Below are 16,712 nucleotides of genomic sequence, written 5' to 3' on the forward strand. Positions count from 1 at the left end.
GGGCGCTACTCGACGATCGCCAGTTCGCGCGCGGTGCTGTTGAGGCGTCGGCCACCGTCCTCGGTCACGGTCACGATGTCCTCGATCCGGACACCGAACCGGCCCGGCAGATAGATGCCCGGCTCCACGGAGAAGCACATCCCGGGCACCAGCGGCTGCTCCTCGCCCTCGATCATGTACGGCGGTTCGTGGGTGGTGACGCCGATCCCGTGGCCGGTGCGGTGGATGAAGCGCTCGCCGTAGCCGAACTCGGTGATGACGGCGCGGGCCGCGCGGTCGATCTCCTGGCAGGCGACGCCGGGCCGGACCGCGTTGCAGCCCGCCTCCTGGGCCTCCCGCACGATGTCGTGGACCCGCTGCTCCTCGGCGGTGGGTTCGCCGACATGGACCGTACGGGAGGTGTCGGAGCCGTAGCCGTGCTTGAGGCCGCCGAAGTCGAGCACGACCATGTCACCCTGCTCGATGGTGCGGTCGCCCGCCTCGTGGTGCGGATTGGCGCCGTTCGGGCCGGATCCGACGACGGTGAAGTCGACCTGGGAGTGCCCGAACCGCTTGAGCAGATCGGCCAGATCGGCGGCGATGTCGGTCTCCTTGCGGCCGGCGAAGCGCACCTTGAGGATCTCGCCGTACGTGGCGTCGGCGGCGGCCCCGGCAGCCGCGAGCCGCTCCAGCTCAGCGGCGTCCTTCACCGCGCGCAGCATCGGCAGGGCCTCGGTGAGGGAGACGTACGAGGTGTCCGGAAGCGTCCGCTGCAGCCCGAGCAGATGCATCGCCCAGGCGTTGTCGCTGACCGCGAACCGGCCCCGGCCGTCGAGCAGCGGGGCGGCGACGGCGTACGGGTCCTTGCCGTCGGTCCAGTCCCGGAGGGTGAGGGCGGGTGCCCCGACGGCCTTCTCGGCGTCCGGGGCCTCCAGGGTCGGGACGACCAGGACCGGGTCCTGGCCCGGTGTGAGGACGAGGACGGTGAGGCGTTCGGTGTTCACGGGCTGGTAGCCGGTGAGGTGGACGAGATCGGGTCCGGGGGCGACCAGCACTCCCGCGAGCCCGGCCTCGGCGGCGCTCTCGGCGGCACGCGTCATCCGGGCCCGGTAGTCGTCGGCGGTGAACGGTACGGGCTGGTTCGGGCTGGACATGCGGACCTCCTGGCGACGCGACACGGCATACAGCATCCTGCCCGTACGTGCCCGTCCACGCGAGTGGGGGTCAGATTTCCGGGTGCAGCCGTACGACGAGGCCGGCGCGGGGGCGGCCCCGTTCGACCAGGCGTGCGTTGGGTTCGTCGGACTCGGTCACCCATTGCTCAGCGTACGGCCGGGGCTTGCCGAACCGCACATGCCGGTCGACGAGCCGGCGTACCCGCAGGGCCGGTTCGAGTTCCAGGAACCAGACCTCGTCCAGCAGCCGGTGTACGGACGCCCAGGCCCCTTCGTCGTGCAGGAGGTAATTGCCCTCGGTGACGACCAGCGGGATGTCCGGGGGTACGGGGACGGCCCCGGCGATCGGCTCCTCCAGGGCGCGGTCGAAGGCGGGGGCGTACACGGTGGTTTCCGGTTCCGGGAGGCGCAGGCGTCGGAGCAGGGCCGCGTAACCGGCGGCGTCGAAGGTGTCGGGGGCGCCCTTGCGTCCGGCGCGGCCGAGTCGTTCCAACTCGGCCCGGGCGAGGTGGAAGCCGTCCATGGGGACGAGGACGGCGAGACCGTCGAGAGCGTCGACGAGCTGTGCGGCCAGGGTGGACTTCCCGGCTCCGGGCGGTCCCGCGATGCCGAGGATGCGGCGCCGGCCGGGGACGGCGAGGCGCAGGGCGCGCGCCGTCAGCTCGGTGAGTTCGCTGATGTCCATACGGGGCATTGTCCCGCCGCGTGCCCGTGGTGCGGACTGCTCGATTCCCGCAGAGACGGGTAGTGTTACGTATAACGAACTGGCTCGCCACACCATTGCCCGCCCCCGTCCGAGGAATCTCATGCCGCACATCGCCCTGGTCACCCTGGTCGTCCGCGACTACGCCGAAGCCGTCTCCTTCTACACGGACGCCCTCGGCTTCGAGCTGGTGGAGGACACCGACCGGGGCGACGGCTCGCGCTGGGTGGTCGTGCGGCCGCGCGGTACAAAGGGGACCGGGCTGCTCCTGGCCCGCGCCAAGGACGAGGCGCAGCGGGCGAGCATCGGCGCACAGACGGGCGGCCGGGTCGGCTTCTTCCTGCACACCGAGGACTTCGCGGGCGACCACGCCCGGATGCTGGCCGCCGGGGTGCGGTTCCTGGAGGAACCGCGGCACGAGGCGTACGGATCGGTGGCGGTCTTCGAGGACCTGTACGGCAATCGCTGGGATCTGCTCCAGCCCACGCGGCCCTGACCTGCGGCGCCTGCGTCCGCAGGAGTTGTCGGTGGTCACCGTTACGTTGGGCACGTGACCGATCGTGCCCTGCCGGTCGCGCGCCGCACGACCGACACGGCTGAACGAACGGCCCGGGCGAGACCGTACGCAATCGGCCGACCGGACAGTACCCCCGTCAACCGGGCACGGCGCGCGTCAGCGCGTGCCCTTGCCCTCCAGATACGCCAGCACCGCAAGCACCCGCCGGTGCACCGTGCCGTCGTCCGGTTCCAGGCCGAGCTTGGCGAAGATCGAGCCGATGTGCTTGCTCACGGCCCGTTCCGTCACCCCCAGTTCGGTGGCGATGGTGCCGTTCGCCTTGCCCTGTGCCATCAGTTCCAGGACTTCGCGCTCGCGCGGAGTGAGGCTCTGCAGGGGCTGGGCCGACGACTTGCGGGTCAGCAGCTGGGTCACGACCTCGGGGTCGAGCGCAGTGCCGCCGCCCGCCACCCGGTCGAGCGCCTGAAGGAACTGGTCGACGCGGCCCACCCGGTCCTTCAGCAGGTACCCGATGCCCTGGGCGCCCTGGGCGAGCAGCTCGGCGGCGTACGTCTCCTCGACGTACTGCGAGAGGACCAGGATCGGCAGTTCGGGCATCTCCGCGCGGGCGGCGAGTGCGGCGCGCAGCCCCTCGTCGCGGAAGGTGGGCGGGAGCCGTACGTCGAGCACGGCGGCGTCCGGGCGGTGTTCCAGCAGGGCGGGCAGCACCTCGGGCCCGGTCGCTGCGTCGGCCACCACCTCGTGGCCCGAGCTGGTGAGCAGGAGGATCAGCCCCTCCCTCAGCAGCGCGTTGTCCTCGGCGATCACGATCCGCACGGCAGCTCCACTTCGATGTGCGTCGGCCCCCCGGTGGGGCTGTTGATGCGGGTGGTGCCGTCGAGGGCGGCGATCCGTCGCCTGATTCCGACCAGCCCGCTGCCGGCGCGTTCGTCCGCGCCGCCGTGACCATCGTCGCCGATGGCGACCCGCAGGGTGCCGGGGGTCCGGTCGATCCGTATCGTCGCGGCTGTCGCGCCGCTGTGTTTGCTGATGTTGGTGAGGGCCTCGGCGATGACGAAGTAGGCGGCGGCCTCGATCGCGGCCGGCAGTCGTCGCCCGTCTTCGACACCGTCGAGCTCCGCGGTGACGGGCACGCTGACATCGGCGGCCAACGCCCGTACCGCACCGGTCAGTCCACGGTCCGTCAGTACGGGCGGATGGATGCCGCGCACCACGTGCCGCAGTTCCGCGAGGGCGGCCTCCGCGCCGTCCTGTGCCTCGTCCAGGCGGATGCGCGCGGCGGCCGGGTCGCGGTCGAGGAGCTGTTTGGCGAGGCCGATGCGCATCGACAGGGCGACGATCCTGGCCTGGGCGCCGTCGTGCAGATCCCGTTCGATGCGGCGCAGTTCGGCGCCGTGCGCCTCGATGGCCCCGGCCCGGCTCTCGGTCAACTGGGCGATCCGGTCGGCGAGTGCGGTGGACGGCGAGGAGGTGAGCAGGGACCGGGTCCAGCTCGCCGACAGATCAGCGAGTACGGAATGCCAGCGCAGCACCCATCCCTGGCGCGCGGGCAGCGGTGTCCCGTACTCGTCGGCGGTCCGCCGGTCCAGCAGGTGCACGACGGGCAGCGCGGCCCCGTCGACGAGGAGCCCGATGGGCCACAGCACCATCGTGAGGTAGCCGAGGGCGTTGCCCATGAGCGCCTGGATCGGCAGCCAGAGCGCGTCGCGCCAGACCGTCGGGTCGGTGAGTACGCGTCGGACCCGCTCGGAGAGTTCACCGCCGTCCAGCTGTGGATACGGCGTCGGCGTGAACGGAACGCCGAGTCGCGCTGCCGCCCTGCGGCGCTCGAACTCCGCGAACCGGCGCAGCACTTTGGCGGCCTCGGGCAGGGCGGGCAGCCCGATGATCACGGCGGCGAACATCAGGGCCGCCACCACCAGGAACGTGCCCACATATGCGAGCAGCGCGATCGGAATGCCGATGAACAGATAGCGCGACGCATCCCACGAACGCCGGATGGCGACCGTCAGCGGGGCGGGAGTGGTGCTCATGACACAGCACGTTACGGGGGTTCACCCGCCGCCGGAGTGGGGGCCTCCCCCTGACCGTGGTGGAGCTGGCTGAACCGTTCCTAACCAGTGTGCGTGAGTGGGTCCTGGACCCACTGCTGCGTACTGGGCGCATCCCGAACGGTGTTGGATGCGCTGGGTTCCCGCTTTCGCGTCCCGTTCGGTAACGGCTCTCCAGGGGGCCGGTCCGTTGTGGGCGGGCGGGTTCCCTCACGCCCTCGGAGACCTGGTCCGGCCTGGGCGGTCCGATGCCCCGCACGATCACTCCGGTCGTGTGGGGGCGGTGCCGTCCGACGCCGGATCGGGTGTCCGAGGGCGCGTCGTCCGATCGCGATGCCGGCGGCATCGTGACGGGACATTCTGCGGTGCGGGGTGGCCAGCGGTTTCTGCCAGTGCTGGGCACCCCACATGCTGGTGTAGGCGGGGTCGACCGCGACAATGCTCAGGCCGTGTTCGGCGGCCATGGAGACCAGCCGGGCCTTGAGCTTGCCGGTCGGCATGCCGGAGATGAGCTGCCGGAACCGCTTGCGGCGGCCGTGCTTCTCGCGGGTCTTCTCGGTGGTGAAGTCGAGGTCCTCGATGGCGATCGCGGCAACACCGGCACTCTTGGCCCAGTTGATCAGGCGGGTCAGGGCGTGGCGGATCTGGGCGTCTCGGTGGCCGGCCGAACCGGACAGGTCGTAGAAGAACCGCCGCGGGTCGCCGACGGGGTTGCCGTGCCGGTCCAGGTGGTAGGCGGCGAAGTGGTCCGCGTTGGTGTCGACGCCGATCACACCCCGGGCGCGGGCGGTCTCCAGCGGGATGGTCTGGATGACGGGGCGTTGCCAGGACGCGGTGAGGTACCAGGCGGCCGCGGTCCGTGTCGAGGTGGATGCGGTAGGCGACGGCCCGGTTCGAGGTGATGCGGTCGGCCCACTCCGCACCCCGGTGCGCAAACGCCACGGTCGAGGTGAGGGTGTACCGGCCATGAGGGGCGTTGGCCAAGTGCGCGAGCGGGGCAGGCAGTTTGATGCTCACCTCGCCCTCCGGAGTGACGCGGATCGTCTCGTTCCCGAACCGCTTCCCCGACTCGCCGTCGGCAGCGATGAACCAGCGTTCCGCCTCCCACCGTTCCCGCCACTGCTCCTCGGTGAGACGGGCCTGGGCGAGGTGATGGCGGGTGTTCAGGAGACGTCTGCCGCCCCGGACCACCCGCACCCGTCCGGCCTGCCACTCAGCGACAGCAGCAGTGTGCCGGTCTTCCAGTGCCGCGAGGCGGCGGGACTTGCAAAACCACTCGCCCTTGGAGCGGTAGCCACCCGCCGCACGCTTGGTGCCCTTCGACCCGATCGGGAGGGACAGGCGGTGCCGCAGCGTCCTGATCCCGGCCGCCAGCTTCCCGATATACGCCGCCTGGCAACGGCGCGCGAGCGCCCACTGATCGTGCGTGGCCTTGGTGATCGCACCCGCGATCCGCGACGACGACACCCCGGTCAGGTCCCGCTTACGCGCCGCCCAGGTGTCCGCACCGTGCTCCAGGCCATCCGCACAGCGGGCCCTGAGATCACGGGAAGCAAGCGCCCCCTGATGCTCACCGACCAAGCGGAGCACGTTCTCGTCCAGGGGTGTGAGGTGTTTGAGGCGGTCCCGGATTGCCACCCCGCACGGCCCGGGCACCACGAACGGCGCCGCCAACTCCCGCAAACCACCCATCACAACACCCCCTCCCCAAGACTGGAAACCTGCCACCCAGCCCAACGAGGAGCAGCCGCCAAGGTCACCCATTCGGCCCCAGAACTCCCGTTCCCGCTCCCGCGAACCCGCCGACAGGACTCACTCCCACTCACCACAACGCACTTCAGCTCAGCGCGCACCCTCTCCCCGTACACGGGTGCGCAGGTCCGTACCGCGACGGCGGACGACGTACGGATCGCCCCGCCGTCGTCGGACCAGGACAACGCCCTGGTCATCATCGGTGTCGGGGTGATCGGCGGCTTCGCCCTGCTCGCGGTGATCAGCACGCTGTCCCTGATCACGGTGGGCCGCCGCCCCGAATTCCGACTGCTGCGGATGGTCGGCGCGGGCCGCCGCCAGGTGAGGCGGATGCTGGTCCTGGAGACGGGACTGGTGGCGGTGGCGGGCCTGGCAATCGGCACACTGGTCGCGGCGGTCCCGCTGGTGGCGTTCGCGGCGTCGACAACCGGTTCGGTGCCGTATCTGCCGCCGGTGCAGTACGGGGTGCTGGTGCTGGCCGTGACGGTGGCGGCGGGTGCGGGGGCGATGTGGCCGGGCTCGCCCGGCGGCCGCTTCGTCCTCAAACGCCGAGCTTGAGCCCGTTCGGCGGTTGAGGACGACGCCCGCCGCCGACGCGCGTCATGGGAGGCGGACGCCCCGCCCCACGGCGCGCGTCACAGTGAGGCCGGCAGCGGCAGCGCCGCCTCCCGTACCGCCGCCGTGGCCAGCGCGTCGAGCACCGGCGCGATCAGCGGATGCTCCTCCGCTCCGTGCCGCACCGCGGCGAAGACCCGGCGGGTCGGCGCGCTGCCCTCCACCGGCCGCACCACCACCCCCGTGAGGTCCATCCCCCGCAACGCCGACCGCGGCACCAGCGCCACCCCGGCACCCGCGCCGGCCAGCGCGACCACCGCACGGAAGTCGTCCGAGGAGTGCTCCAGCCTCGGCTGGAACCCGGCGAACTCGCAGGCCAGGACCACCACGTCATGGCACGGGTTGCCGGGGTACGGACCGATCCACGGGTCCTTCTCCAGGTCGGCGACCGCCACCTGTTCCTGGCAGGCCAGCCGATGCCCCACCGGCAACACCGCGTCGAACGGCTCCGAGTACAGCGGTACCCGGGTCAGCCGCCGGTCGTCCTCGCCGGGCGCGCCCCGGTACTCGACGGCGACCGCGACATCGACCTGCCGGTCGAGCACCATCGGCACGCTCGCATCGCCCTCGGCGTCCTGGACGCGGACCCGGATGCCGGGCGCGGTGAGCGTCAGTTCGGCTAGGGCGGGGGCGAGGACCAGGCCGATGCCGGTGGCGAACGCGGCGACCGTGACCGTACCGGCGTCCCCCGCGCTGTATGCGGCGAGCTCGGCCTCCGCCCGTTCCAGCTGGGCGAGGACCGCGTTGGTGTGGGTCAGCAGGATCTCGCCGGCGGCGGTGAGCCGGACGCCGCGCGCGCCGCGATCGACCAGCCGGTGCCCGGTCTCCTGCTCCAGCGCGGCGAGCTGCTGGGAGACCGCGGAGGGCGTGAGATACAGCGCGGCGGCTGCGGCAGTCACCGTGCGGTGGTCCGCCACCGCACGGAGAATGCGCAGCCGCCGTGCATCGATCATGTGCCCCATTGTCCCAGGTCACGGAGGGAACCCCGCCGCCCGGGTGAGGCTCCCGGGTGAGGCCCGGGCGCTACTCCCCCAGCGCCGCCCGCGCGTCGACGAACGCGTCCACGGCGCGGTTCACATCCGCCGTGGAGTGCGCGGCGGAGAGCTGGACGCGGATACGGGCCGCGCCCTGCGGGACTACCGGGTAGGAGAACCCGATCACGTACACACCGCGCTCCAGGAGCAGCTCCGCCATCCGGCCTGCCTTCGCCGCGTCCCCGATCATGACGGGGGCGATGGCGTGGTCGCCGGGCAGGACGTCGAAGCCTTCCTCGGTCATCCGGGTACGGAAGAGCGCGGTGTTGGCATTGAGCTGCTCGCGCAGGTCGCCTGCGGCCTCCAGCAGGTCCAGGACCTTGAGCGAGGCCGCCGCGATGACCGGGGCGAGCGAGTTGGAGAAGAGGTACGGGCGCGAGCGCTGGCGCAGCAGCGCGACGATCTCGGCGCGGGCCGCGACATAACCGCCGGACGCACCGCCGAGCGCCTTGCCGAGGGTGCCGGTGATGATGTCGACGCGGTCCATCACGTCGTGCAGCTCGGGCGTTCCGCGGCCGCCGGGGCCGACGAAGCCGACGGCGTGCGAGTCGTCGACCATGACCATGGCGTCGTAGCGTTCGGCCAGGTCGCAGATCTCGCGCAGCGGGGCGACGTACCCGTCCATGGAGAAGACGCCGTCGGTGACGACGAGCCGGCGCCGGGCCCCGGACGCCTCCTTCAGCTGCGTCTCCAGGTCGGCCATGTCGCGGTTGGCGTAGCGGAAGCGCTTGGCCTTGGAGAGGCGGATGCCGTCGATGATGGAGGCGTGGTTGAGGGCGTCGGAGATGACCGCGTCCTCCGGGCCGAGGACGGTCTCGAAGACACCGCCGTTGGCGTCGAAGCAGGAGGAGTAGAGGATCGTGTCCTCCTGGCCGAGGAACGTGGAGAGCCGCTGCTCCAGCTCCTTGTGGACCTCCTGGGTGCCGCAGATGAAGCGGACCGAGGCCATGCCGTAGCCCCAGCGGTCCAGCGCATCGTGGGCGGCGGCGATCACGTCGGGGTGGTCGGCGAGGCCCAGGTAGTTGTTGGCGCAGAAGTTGAGCACCTCACCGGGGCGGCCGCCCGCGGTGACGGCGACGGTCGCGGACTGCGGGGTGCCGATCACGCGCTCGGGCTTGTGCAGTCCGGCGGCCTCGATCTCTTCGAGGGTGGTGCGCATGTCGTCGCGTACGGAGTCGAACATGAGGGGTGTCTCCCAGCTGTCTACGAGGGCGTCGGGTCAGGAGGTCCAGTCGAGGATGACCTTGCCGCCGCGGCCGCTCGCCGCGTCGTCGAAGGCCGCTTCGAAGTCGCGGTAGCCGTACCGGCCGGTGATCACGGGGGCGAGGTCGAGGCCGCCTTCCAGCAGTACGGACATGGCGTACCAGGTCTCGTACATCTCGCGGCCGTAGATGCCCTTGATGGTGATCATCGAGGTGACGATGCGGGACCAGTCGACGGGGAACTCCTCGGACGGCAGTCCGAGCATGGCGATCCGGCCGCCGTGCGTCATGTTCTCGATCATGTGGCGCATCGCCTCGGGCCGCCCGGACATCTCCAGGCCGATGTCGAAGCCCTCGCGCAGTCCGAGGCGCTTCTGCCCTTCGAAGATGGTCTCCTCGCTGACGTTGAGAGCGAGGCTGACGCCGACCTTCCGGGCCAGTTCCAGCCGGGCCTCGCTGACGTCGGTGATGACGACGTGGCGGGCGCCCGCGTGCCGGGCGACCGCCGCGGCCATGATGCCGATCGGTCCGGCGCCGGTGATCAGGACGTCCTCGCCGACCAGCGGGAACGACAGCGCGGTGTGCACGGCGTTGCCGAACGGGTCGAAGATCGCGGCGATGTCGAGGTCGACGGGGCCCCGGTGGACCCACACGTTCGACGCGGGCAGGGCGACGTACTCGGCGAACGCCCCGTCCCGGCCGACGCCGAGCCCGAGCGTGGAGCGGCACAGGTGACGGCGGCCCGCCAGACAGTTGCGGCACTTCCCGCACACGAGGTGGCCCTCGCCGCTGACCAGGTCACCTACGTTGATGTCGACGACATCGGCGCCGATCTCCGCGACCTCGCCGACGAACTCGTGGCCGAGGACGAGCGGGGTCCTCACGGCCTGCTGCGCCCAGCCGTCGTAGTTCCGGATGTGCAGATCGGTGCCGCAGATGCCGGTGCGGAGCACCTTGATCAGTACGTCCGAGGGACCGATCTCCGGCTCGGGCACGTCCATCAGCCAGAGTCCCGGCTCGGCCTTCTGCTTCACGAGTGCCTTCACGGCTGCGGCTCCCTGCGCTGGTACGGCGTTGAGTACCCCGGGCCGGGGGCAGCCTTGAGGAAGCCTGCGGCCCGGGGAAGAAAAGAGGGACGGCATGGCAGCACGCGTCGATCGGCTGCCGCGCACCATCCTCTGCCGTCACGGAGAAATCTGCCGCACCCCGCGCCACAGGTCCATCGAGGTTTTCTTAAGCGCGCCCGCAGTTCCGCTTCATGCCGGGCCAGCGGCTGTGCACAGCGCCATCGTCGGCGCTGGCGCGGGCGCCCGCCCCGCCTCCCGCTGCGTTCACGGCCTGGACCTTGTGTCCGCACACGCTGTGATCTTCGGCCGACGGAGTCGGCAGCATTCCGGAAAGGCCTCCGTCGGGGTCACGAATCTGGTGGGATGGTTCCTCGTACGCGAGTGAGCACGGGAATATCCGAAGTCCCGTGCGACGGGCCGGCCGCCCCTGAAACGGGGTGACCGGCCCTCCGTACCACGTAAATGATCAGTCGCCGAGCTCCTGCGGCGGGTTGTCGCGGCCCGGCACCTCATTGGGTGCCAGGACGCGGCTGTCGCCCGGGTACGGCTTGGTCCATCCGGTGGACGCGTACCAGGTGATCCGGTTCAGCTGGGCCGGGTTCACCTGGTCCTCGACGGGGTGGGAGCCGCCCGTGCTCTTCGCCTGGATCGCGCTCCAGGCCTCCCACTGCGCGGCGATCTCCCGCATATGGGCGGGCACCTGCGGGCGCTGCGCACCCCTGTCGGCCGGCCTCGCGGCAGCCGCCGAGGCCGGCTTCTTGAGCCCGTAGTCCAGCGGGATCCGGTTGGGCATGCTGGTGTACGGGGTGAAGTCGGGCTTCTCCGTGAACAAGTCACGCATGGGCTCGGCGGCCCGGTCGATCTGGTTCATCGGCTGGGCCCCGAGCATCTGCTCGATGGTCTTCACCACGTTGATCTGGGTGTAGTACGTGGAGGTGACGGCGCCCCGCTTGGCGTAGGGGCTGATCACCCAGAGGGGTGCGCGGTGCCCGTCGACGTGGTCGACACCGGCCTGCGAGTCGTCCTGGAGGACGAAGATTGCCGTGTCCTTCCAGAACTTGCTGTGCGAGATCGTGTCGACGACCCGGCCGACGGCGAGGTCGTTGTCGGCGACCATCGCGGTCGGGTAGGGGTCGATGCCGCTGGTGCCGTTGGTGTGGTCCTGCGGCAGCGCCATCATGGTGAAGTTGGGGAGCTTGCCCTTCTTCTCGTACTCCTTGAAGTACCGCTGCCAGATGTCGACCCGGTACTGGTCGGGGATGTCGGTGTCGAAGGTCGGGTAGTCCGGGTGGTTGATCTTGTTGACGGAGGGGACGTCGGAGGTCGAAGGGTAGGCGCCGATGGGGGTGTTGAGCTCCCCGGTCGCCTTGCCCTCCAGCACCTGGGAGTCGTGGTACCACTGCGCCCAGGTGGGCGCGCCGGTCGCCGGAAGGGCGATGTTGCCCGCGTACTCGCTGAAGTTGTCGACGGACTTGCCGGCCCGCTCGACGGTGTTCCAGAGGAACCCGCTGCGCTGGTAGGCGAGGGCGTCGTTGCCGAGCGAGGGGTAACTGCGGTACCAGGTGCCGAATTCGTGTTCGATGTAGTCGTTGTTGTCGGCCTGGGTCAGCCAGTTGTGGCCGTCGGCGGAGAGCGTACCGACGTCGTAGAAGTTGTCGTTGACGCCGAACTCGTCCGCCAGGGCGTGCTGGTTGGGTGTGACGGTCCGGCCGAACTGGGCCAGGGACGGATCGCTGTCGCCCTTGCCGATATCGCCGAGCACCTGGTCGTAGGTGCGGTTCTCCTTGATGATCAGGAAGATGTGCTTGATCTTGGAGGGGCTGCCGAGCTTGGCCGGGATGACCTGCTCGCGGTCGCGCGCCGAGCCGTAGGTCTGCTTCTGCCTCAGCAGCTTCGCCCAGTCGTTGTTGATGAAGACCCGGTGGGTGAGCCCCCCGAGCTGTCGCTTGGACGGCATCGGGAAGGTGGTGACGGAGGCGGTGTCGTTGTACGTGTTGTGACCGGTCGCCGTACCACCGTTGTTGGGTCCGGCGCTCGGGCCCTGGCTGTTCCGGCTGGGGGTGCCGCGGCTTCCGATGCCCTTGGCGTTGGTGACGACGACGTCCCCGGTGGCCCGGCTCACCTGGACGCCGCTCGGGTACCAGTCGGTGGGGATCAGCCCTTCGTAGCGGACGGGGGCAATACCACCGTTCCAGCGGTACTGGGCCAGTGCGTTGTCCCGACCGAGGCTGACGAGCAGGGTGTGGTCGTCGGTGAAGGCGAAGGCGTTGGGGGCGCTGCCGACCGAGGAGCCGGGCAGTGGGTTGACGTTGAAGGTCTGGGTGACCTTCTTCGACTTCACGTCGATGACGGAGACGCTGTCGTTGTTGGAGTTGGCGACGAGCAGTGAACGCCCGTGGAGCAGCAGGGCGCTGGGCTCCAGGCCGACGCGTACGGTCTTCGTCTCCTTCTCCGCGGCCAGGTCGACGACCGAGACGGTGCCGTTGGTGACGGCGCCGTTCTTGGTGTCGGCGACCACCGGAGTGCCGTTGGAGAGGTTGGTGTTGTCGCCATTCTTCGCCGGACGTCCGCCTTCGTTGGTTACGTAGGCCTCGCCGCCGGTCAGGACCACCTGGCGGGGCGCGTTGCCGACCGGGATCTCCTTGACCAGGGTGTTCGTCGCGGTGTCGATGACGCCGAGGGTGTTACTGCCGTTGAGTGCGACGTAGAGCTTCGCTCCGTCGTCGGACAGGGCCATGCCGCCGGGCAGGGCGTCGCCGTGCGAGCCCTTGAGCGTGATCGAGGCGGCGGGCGAGGGGACGACGGTGCCGTCGCCGTTCACCGTGAACCGCAGCAGGGTGTGGGACTGCGGGAACCAGAGGGTCTTGCCGTCGGACGAGTAGAGCGGCCCGTCGGTGCCTGCCTTGCCGTCGCCGATCTTCTTGTCCCCGCTCGCCCCGGTGCCGACGCGCTGGAGGACAGCGCCGGTGGTGACGTCCATGAGGGTCAGATAGCCGGTGCCGTGCAGATACGTGAGGGCGGCGAGGGTGCGTCCGTCGGGGCTCAGTGTGCTGGACAGCATCCGTGCGTCGTTCACAAGGTGGCGGGTGCCGAGCGGGGCGACGCGCTGGTTGTCGGGCAGCAGTATGCCCTGGGCGGTCGTCGTCCCGTCGACCTTGTTCTCGCCGAAACCGCCGAGTCCGCCGAGTCCGCCGTTGATACCGACGGCGGTGGCCGCGGCCGTGGTGCCGAGTGCGGCCACCAGAACGATGGCCGCCATCGCCGTACCGCTCATTCTCCTGAGGGGTTTGCCGAGCATCCTGTCTCCTGTCCCGCTCCGTGGCATCCGGTCCGGATGCCACGGCGACGCTAGGATCGGGCCGTGAACGGTACGCGCCGTGTCCATGTGTCGCGGCGACGTCCACTCGGCAAACAGTCTGTTCCCAACACCACATGACTGAAAGGCATTTGACGGTCAAGAGACGTCGAAGCAGCCGTCGAACTCGTACAGCGGGTTGGTACGGCTCACTCCGTCGATGTCCTTCATCAGCTGCTGCCCGACCTGGGTGGCGGGCCCCTGCGCCGTGAAGCACCCGGTGGGCAGCACATGCACTTCGTACGTCAGCGGCCGGGTGACCCCGCCGGGTGAAGGCCACCGCACCACACACGTCCAGTCGTCCGCCGCGCCCCGGTCCGGCGAGGACTTCGTGCCACGGTTGCAGTCGGCCCAGCGGTCCGGGCGTTCGGCCCGGTCGTTGCCGTGCTGGGCGCGCTGCTGGAGCACGTACAGATTGCTGAACTCCGGTCCGAGCGCGCCTTCGAGACGCGCTTTGGTGACATCGGTCCCGGCGCATCCGCCGACCGTGACGATCGCCGCGGCCACTGCTCCGGCCGTCAGGGTGATCCGTCGCATCATCGAGCTCATCCCTTCGTGAAGTCGCGTCTGAGCATGACGATATGACCGACCATCAGACATACGGCTGCGCATCCGACGCTGACGTACGCCCCGGTCACCAGCGGCTGGTGGAAGGCGGGTTCGGTGGTGAGTCCGTGCCAGGCGTCGAACGCTGTTGTCGGCAGGAGGCGCCGGACCGGTCCGAGCCCGTCCACCAGCGACACAAGCTGCAACAGCAGCCCGAGCACGGCGGGTGCGCCGATACCGGCCGCGCTGTGCCGGGTGGCCAGCGAGAAGAACACGCCGAGCGCCGTGAAGGCGAGGCAAGGCAGCAGCATGTACAGCCAGCTCTGCACGACGATCCCGGCCGCCCGCCCCGCCTCGATCTCCTGTCCGGACAGCCCGACGAGCGGCTGGTGACCGATGACCAGCACCCCCGCGGCAAGGCTCCCCGCCCCCAGCAACAACACCACCACGACCGAGTAGGTGACGGCCGCCAGGGTCTTCCCGGCGAAGATCTGCCCACGGGTACGGGAGCGGGTGAGGATGGTCTTCCAGGTGCCGTGATGGTCCTCGGACGAGAAGATGTCCCCGGCCACCAGGCACACCAGCAGCGGCAACGCCCACTGCCCGGCGAACCCGAGGACGACGAGCGGCACGGCGAACCCCGAGTCGTGCGCCCACCGTCCGAACAGCGTGTCCGACGGCAGGGTGTCCTGGGCCTTGAGCCCCAGCGCGAAGAGGAACGGGGCGACCAGGCAGAGTGCGAGCACCGCCCTGATCCGCCACTGTGCGGTGAGCTTCTCCAGCTCCCAGAGGTAGACGGTACGGGCTCCGCCCCGACGGCGGGCGGCGGTCCGCTCGGCTTCAGGCACCTCGACCGAACTGTCACATGTCACATCACTCATCGAGCCGACGCCTCCTCGGTCAGGCGAAGAAATTGCTGTTCCAAGGAGGTGGTCTCCAGCCGCAGTTCACGTACGGCGACGCCGGCCCGGCCCAGCTCCAGCACGAATCGGTCGAGCGCCTCGCGCCGCGCCCGCACGGCGAGCCCGGCAGCCCCCTCGCGTGCGACCGACACTCCCACCGCATCCGCAGCGACCTTCTCAGCTGCCCGGTCGTCGCTGGTCAGCAGACGGTGTGCGGGGTCAGGGGCGTGATCCCGGAGTTCGTCGAGTCCCCCGGTGTACACGATCCGCCCATGATTCATGATCGTGACGGTGTCGCAGAGCTGCTCGACCTCGGCCATGTTGTGACTGCTGAGCAGCACGGTGAGCCCGCCCTCGCCGAGCTCCCGCACGAGCGCCCGCATATCGCGGACCCCGGCGGGGTCCAGCCCATTGGCGGGTTCGTCGAACACCAGAAGCCTGGGGCTGCGCAAAAGTGCGGCCGCGATTCCGAGCCGCTGCCGCATCCCGAACGAGAACCCGCCGACCTTCTGCCGCGCCACCCCGCTCAGATCGACACGCGCCAACGCATCGCCGACGGCGGTCTCATCGGCCCCGCCGCCGTCGTAGGCGGCCAGCAGTGCCAGATTCCGCTCGGCGGACAGATATGGATAGAACCGCGGGCTCTCCACAAACCCGGCCGGCCCATCGAGTCCCCCGCCCCCGGCCCGCCGAACCTCGTGCCCCAGCACATGGAGTTCACCCTCATCGGGCCGCACGAGCCCGAGCACCATCCGCAGAAACGTCGTCTTCCCGGCCCCGTTGGGCCCGAGCAGCCCGTGTACTCCCCCGACTCGAACGGTCAGATCGACCCGGTCCAGGGCGACAGTGGAGCCAAACCTTTTACCGACCCCCCGCCCCACCACAGCCGCCACACCCACGCCCGAGCCGTCCAACCGCGCTCACCTCATCCGTCGCCACCGTCAACGGGCGGAATTTTACGGATGGTTGGCGACGGCAGGGGGAAGACCGAGCGAAAACGGCACGATCAGAACTCGAAGGCGGACGCCCACGCCACTGTCCACCGGCCGCCGGCCGCCGGCTCGGCGGCTCGGCGGCCTTCGCGGCCTCCCGCGCCATCGGCGTCCGGGCGTTACTCCCCGGCGACGGTCTCAGGAGTGTCTGATCCGTCCGGTGTGTGGCGCTGGTGGTACTCGTGGACTTTGCTGAGTCGTGCCTACTGTGTCCGGGTGAACGATGTGAGCAGCGTGTGCACGGGACGAATTGTCGTCCTGGTGCTGCCCGAGGTGAACCTGCTGGATCTGGGCGGTCCGGTGCAGGTATTCCATGCGGCAGCCCACTTGGGGCGTCTATCGGCTGGAGTATGTCGCCGAGACGGGCGGGGTGCGCTCGGCGCAGGGACTGGAGCCGGCCGGGCTGCCAGGGCTGTCGGCGACGCAGGCCGGCCGGGGTGACATGGTGCTCGTGCCGGGGCCACGGCTGACCGGATCCGACCGACTGGGCCGCCGACCCGGCGGCCCTGGGCGCGTGGTATCGCGATTGCCTGGGCCTGGACGCCGATGAGAACGGCCTGTGGCGTCAGGAAACCGGGCTGACGGTGTTCGCGACGTTCGAGTCCGAGACCGACTGCTTCGGGTCCCGCACCCAGCAGACCATGCTCAACTTCCGGGTCCGCGACCTGGATGCGATGCTCGCGCAATTGCGCGCCGAGGGAGCGGACGTGGCTGAAGAGACGCAGGACATGGAGGGTGTCGGCCGATTCGGCTGGGTCACCGATCCCGGGGGCAATCGGGTCGAGCTGTGGCAGCCCGCCTGACCGTGTCTTCACGCAGGCG

Annotated in this window: 13 protein-coding genes and 2 pseudogenes; 3 read left to right on the top strand and 12 right to left on the bottom strand. The window is 70.1% G+C overall.

Features of this window, described 5'->3' with window-relative positions; all coding sequences use genetic code 11:
• Positions 1 to 5: 5 nt before the first annotated feature.
• Both OG953_RS10210 and OG953_RS10215 read right to left on the bottom strand, forming a co-directional pair.
• On the bottom strand, positions 6 to 1,133 hold the full coding sequence (locus tag OG953_RS10210) for an aminopeptidase P family protein (RefSeq protein ID WP_405683609.1): 1,128 nt from the start codon (positions 1,131 to 1,133) through the stop codon (positions 6 to 8).
• A gap of 70 nt (positions 1,134 to 1,203) precedes the next feature.
• Positions 1,204 to 1,848 carry a nucleoside/nucleotide kinase family protein gene (locus OG953_RS10215; RefSeq protein ID WP_405683611.1) on the bottom strand — a complete coding sequence of 215 codons (645 nt, stop codon included), beginning with the start codon at positions 1,846 to 1,848 and terminating at the stop codon, positions 1,204 to 1,206.
• Between the two features lie 112 nt (positions 1,849 to 1,960).
• On the opposite strand from OG953_RS10215, the gene OG953_RS10220 reads away from it, so the two are divergent.
• Positions 1,961 to 2,353, top strand: coding sequence for a VOC family protein (locus OG953_RS10220; protein ID WP_405683613.1), 393 nt, complete (start codon positions 1,961 to 1,963; stop codon positions 2,351 to 2,353).
• A gap of 177 nt (positions 2,354 to 2,530) precedes the next feature.
• On the opposite strand, the gene OG953_RS10225 is transcribed toward OG953_RS10220, so the two are convergent.
• The 3 genes and pseudogenes from OG953_RS10225 to OG953_RS10235 form a co-directional block, all read right to left on the bottom strand.
• Positions 2,531 to 3,190, bottom strand: a complete 660-nt coding sequence (locus OG953_RS10225; protein ID WP_405683615.1) for a LuxR C-terminal-related transcriptional regulator — start codon at positions 3,188 to 3,190, stop codon at positions 2,531 to 2,533.
• Entirely contained in the window at positions 3,178 to 4,407 is a 1,230-nt protein-coding gene (locus OG953_RS10230; protein WP_405683617.1) for a sensor domain-containing protein, read from the bottom strand. The genes OG953_RS10225 and OG953_RS10230 overlap by 13 nt, the downstream gene beginning before the upstream one ends.
• Before the next feature lie 80 nt (positions 4,408 to 4,487).
• Positions 4,488 to 6,117, bottom strand: a pseudogene (locus OG953_RS10235) (IS200/IS605 family accessory protein TnpB-related protein).
• A gap of 270 nt (positions 6,118 to 6,387) precedes the next feature.
• Here OG953_RS10235 and OG953_RS10240 point away from each other — a divergent pair.
• Positions 6,388 to 6,735, top strand: coding sequence for an FtsX-like permease family protein (locus tag OG953_RS10240; protein WP_405683619.1), 348 nt, complete (start codon positions 6,388 to 6,390; stop codon positions 6,733 to 6,735).
• A 77-nt stretch (positions 6,736 to 6,812) separates the two neighbouring features.
• On the opposite strand, the gene OG953_RS10245 is transcribed toward OG953_RS10240, so the two are convergent.
• The 7 genes from OG953_RS10245 to OG953_RS10275 form a co-directional block, all read right to left on the bottom strand.
• Positions 6,813 to 7,745, bottom strand: coding sequence for a LysR family transcriptional regulator (locus tag OG953_RS10245; protein ID WP_405683621.1), 933 nt, complete (start codon positions 7,743 to 7,745; stop codon positions 6,813 to 6,815).
• 70 nt (positions 7,746 to 7,815) lie between these two features.
• Positions 7,816 to 9,009: a glycine C-acetyltransferase gene (locus OG953_RS10250; RefSeq protein WP_405683623.1), complete on the bottom strand. Its 1,194-nt coding sequence runs from the start codon at positions 9,007 to 9,009 to the stop codon at positions 7,816 to 7,818.
• Positions 9,010 to 9,045: 36 nt separating this feature from the next.
• On the bottom strand, positions 9,046 to 10,074 hold the full coding sequence (gene tdh, locus OG953_RS10255; RefSeq protein WP_405683625.1) for an L-threonine 3-dehydrogenase: 1,029 nt from the start codon (positions 10,072 to 10,074) through the stop codon (positions 9,046 to 9,048).
• A gap of 487 nt (positions 10,075 to 10,561) precedes the next feature.
• On the bottom strand, positions 10,562 to 13,393 hold the full coding sequence (locus tag OG953_RS10260; protein WP_405683627.1) for a bifunctional YncE family protein/alkaline phosphatase family protein: 2,832 nt from the start codon (positions 13,391 to 13,393) through the stop codon (positions 10,562 to 10,564).
• Positions 13,394 to 13,549: 156 nt separating this feature from the next.
• The gene (locus OG953_RS10265; protein WP_266356791.1) at positions 13,550 to 13,990 is read right to left on the bottom strand and encodes a hypothetical protein; all 441 of its coding nucleotides are present in this window, start codon (positions 13,988 to 13,990) and stop codon (positions 13,550 to 13,552) included.
• Positions 13,991 to 13,995: 5 nt separating this feature from the next.
• Positions 13,996 to 14,877, bottom strand: coding sequence for an ABC transporter permease (locus tag OG953_RS10270; protein ID WP_405683629.1), 882 nt, complete (start codon positions 14,875 to 14,877; stop codon positions 13,996 to 13,998).
• Entirely contained in the window at positions 14,874 to 15,797 is a 924-nt protein-coding gene (locus OG953_RS10275; RefSeq protein ID WP_405691759.1) for an ABC transporter ATP-binding protein, read from the bottom strand. Before OG953_RS10275 ends, OG953_RS10270 begins: the two co-directional genes overlap by 4 nt.
• A gap of 581 nt (positions 15,798 to 16,378) precedes the next feature.
• On the opposite strand from OG953_RS10275, the pseudogene OG953_RS10280 reads away from it, so the two are divergent.
• Positions 16,379 to 16,693, top strand: a pseudogene (locus OG953_RS10280) (VOC family protein); the annotation flags it as partial.
• Between the last annotated feature and the right edge of the window lie 19 nt (positions 16,694 to 16,712).

Origin of the sequence: Streptomyces sp. NBC_00057, assembly GCF_045041165.1 — a bacterium.
In the GTDB taxonomy this organism is placed as follows: Bacteria; Actinomycetota; Actinomycetes; order Streptomycetales; family Streptomycetaceae; genus Streptomyces.

Excerpts from the sequence above, each read along its gene's own strand:
- OG953_RS10220 (WP_405683613.1), top strand. The coding sequence starts at position 1,961 with ATGCCGCACATCGCCCTGGTCACCCTGGTCGTCCGCGACTACGCCGAA.
- OG953_RS10245 (WP_405683621.1), bottom strand. The coding sequence starts at position 7,745 with ATGATCGATGCACGGCGGCTGCGCATTCTCCGTGCGGTGGCGGACCAC.
- OG953_RS10210 (WP_405683609.1), bottom strand. The coding sequence starts at position 1,133 with ATGTCCAGCCCGAACCAGCCCGTACCGTTCACCGCCGACGACTACCGG.
- OG953_RS10215 (WP_405683611.1), bottom strand. The coding sequence starts at position 1,848 with ATGCCCCGTATGGACATCAGCGAACTCACCGAGCTGACGGCGCGCGCC.
- OG953_RS10265 (WP_266356791.1), bottom strand. The coding sequence starts at position 13,990 with ATGATGCGACGGATCACCCTGACGGCCGGAGCAGTGGCCGCGGCGATC.
- OG953_RS10230 (WP_405683617.1), bottom strand. The coding sequence starts at position 4,407 with ATGAGCACCACTCCCGCCCCGCTGACGGTCGCCATCCGGCGTTCGTGG.
- OG953_RS10250 (WP_405683623.1), bottom strand. The coding sequence starts at position 9,009 with ATGTTCGACTCCGTACGCGACGACATGCGCACCACCCTCGAAGAGATC.
- OG953_RS10270 (WP_405683629.1), bottom strand. The coding sequence starts at position 14,877 with ATGAGTGATGTGACATGTGACAGTTCGGTCGAGGTGCCTGAAGCCGAG.
- OG953_RS10260 (WP_405683627.1), bottom strand. The coding sequence starts at position 13,393 with ATGCTCGGCAAACCCCTCAGGAGAATGAGCGGTACGGCGATGGCGGCC.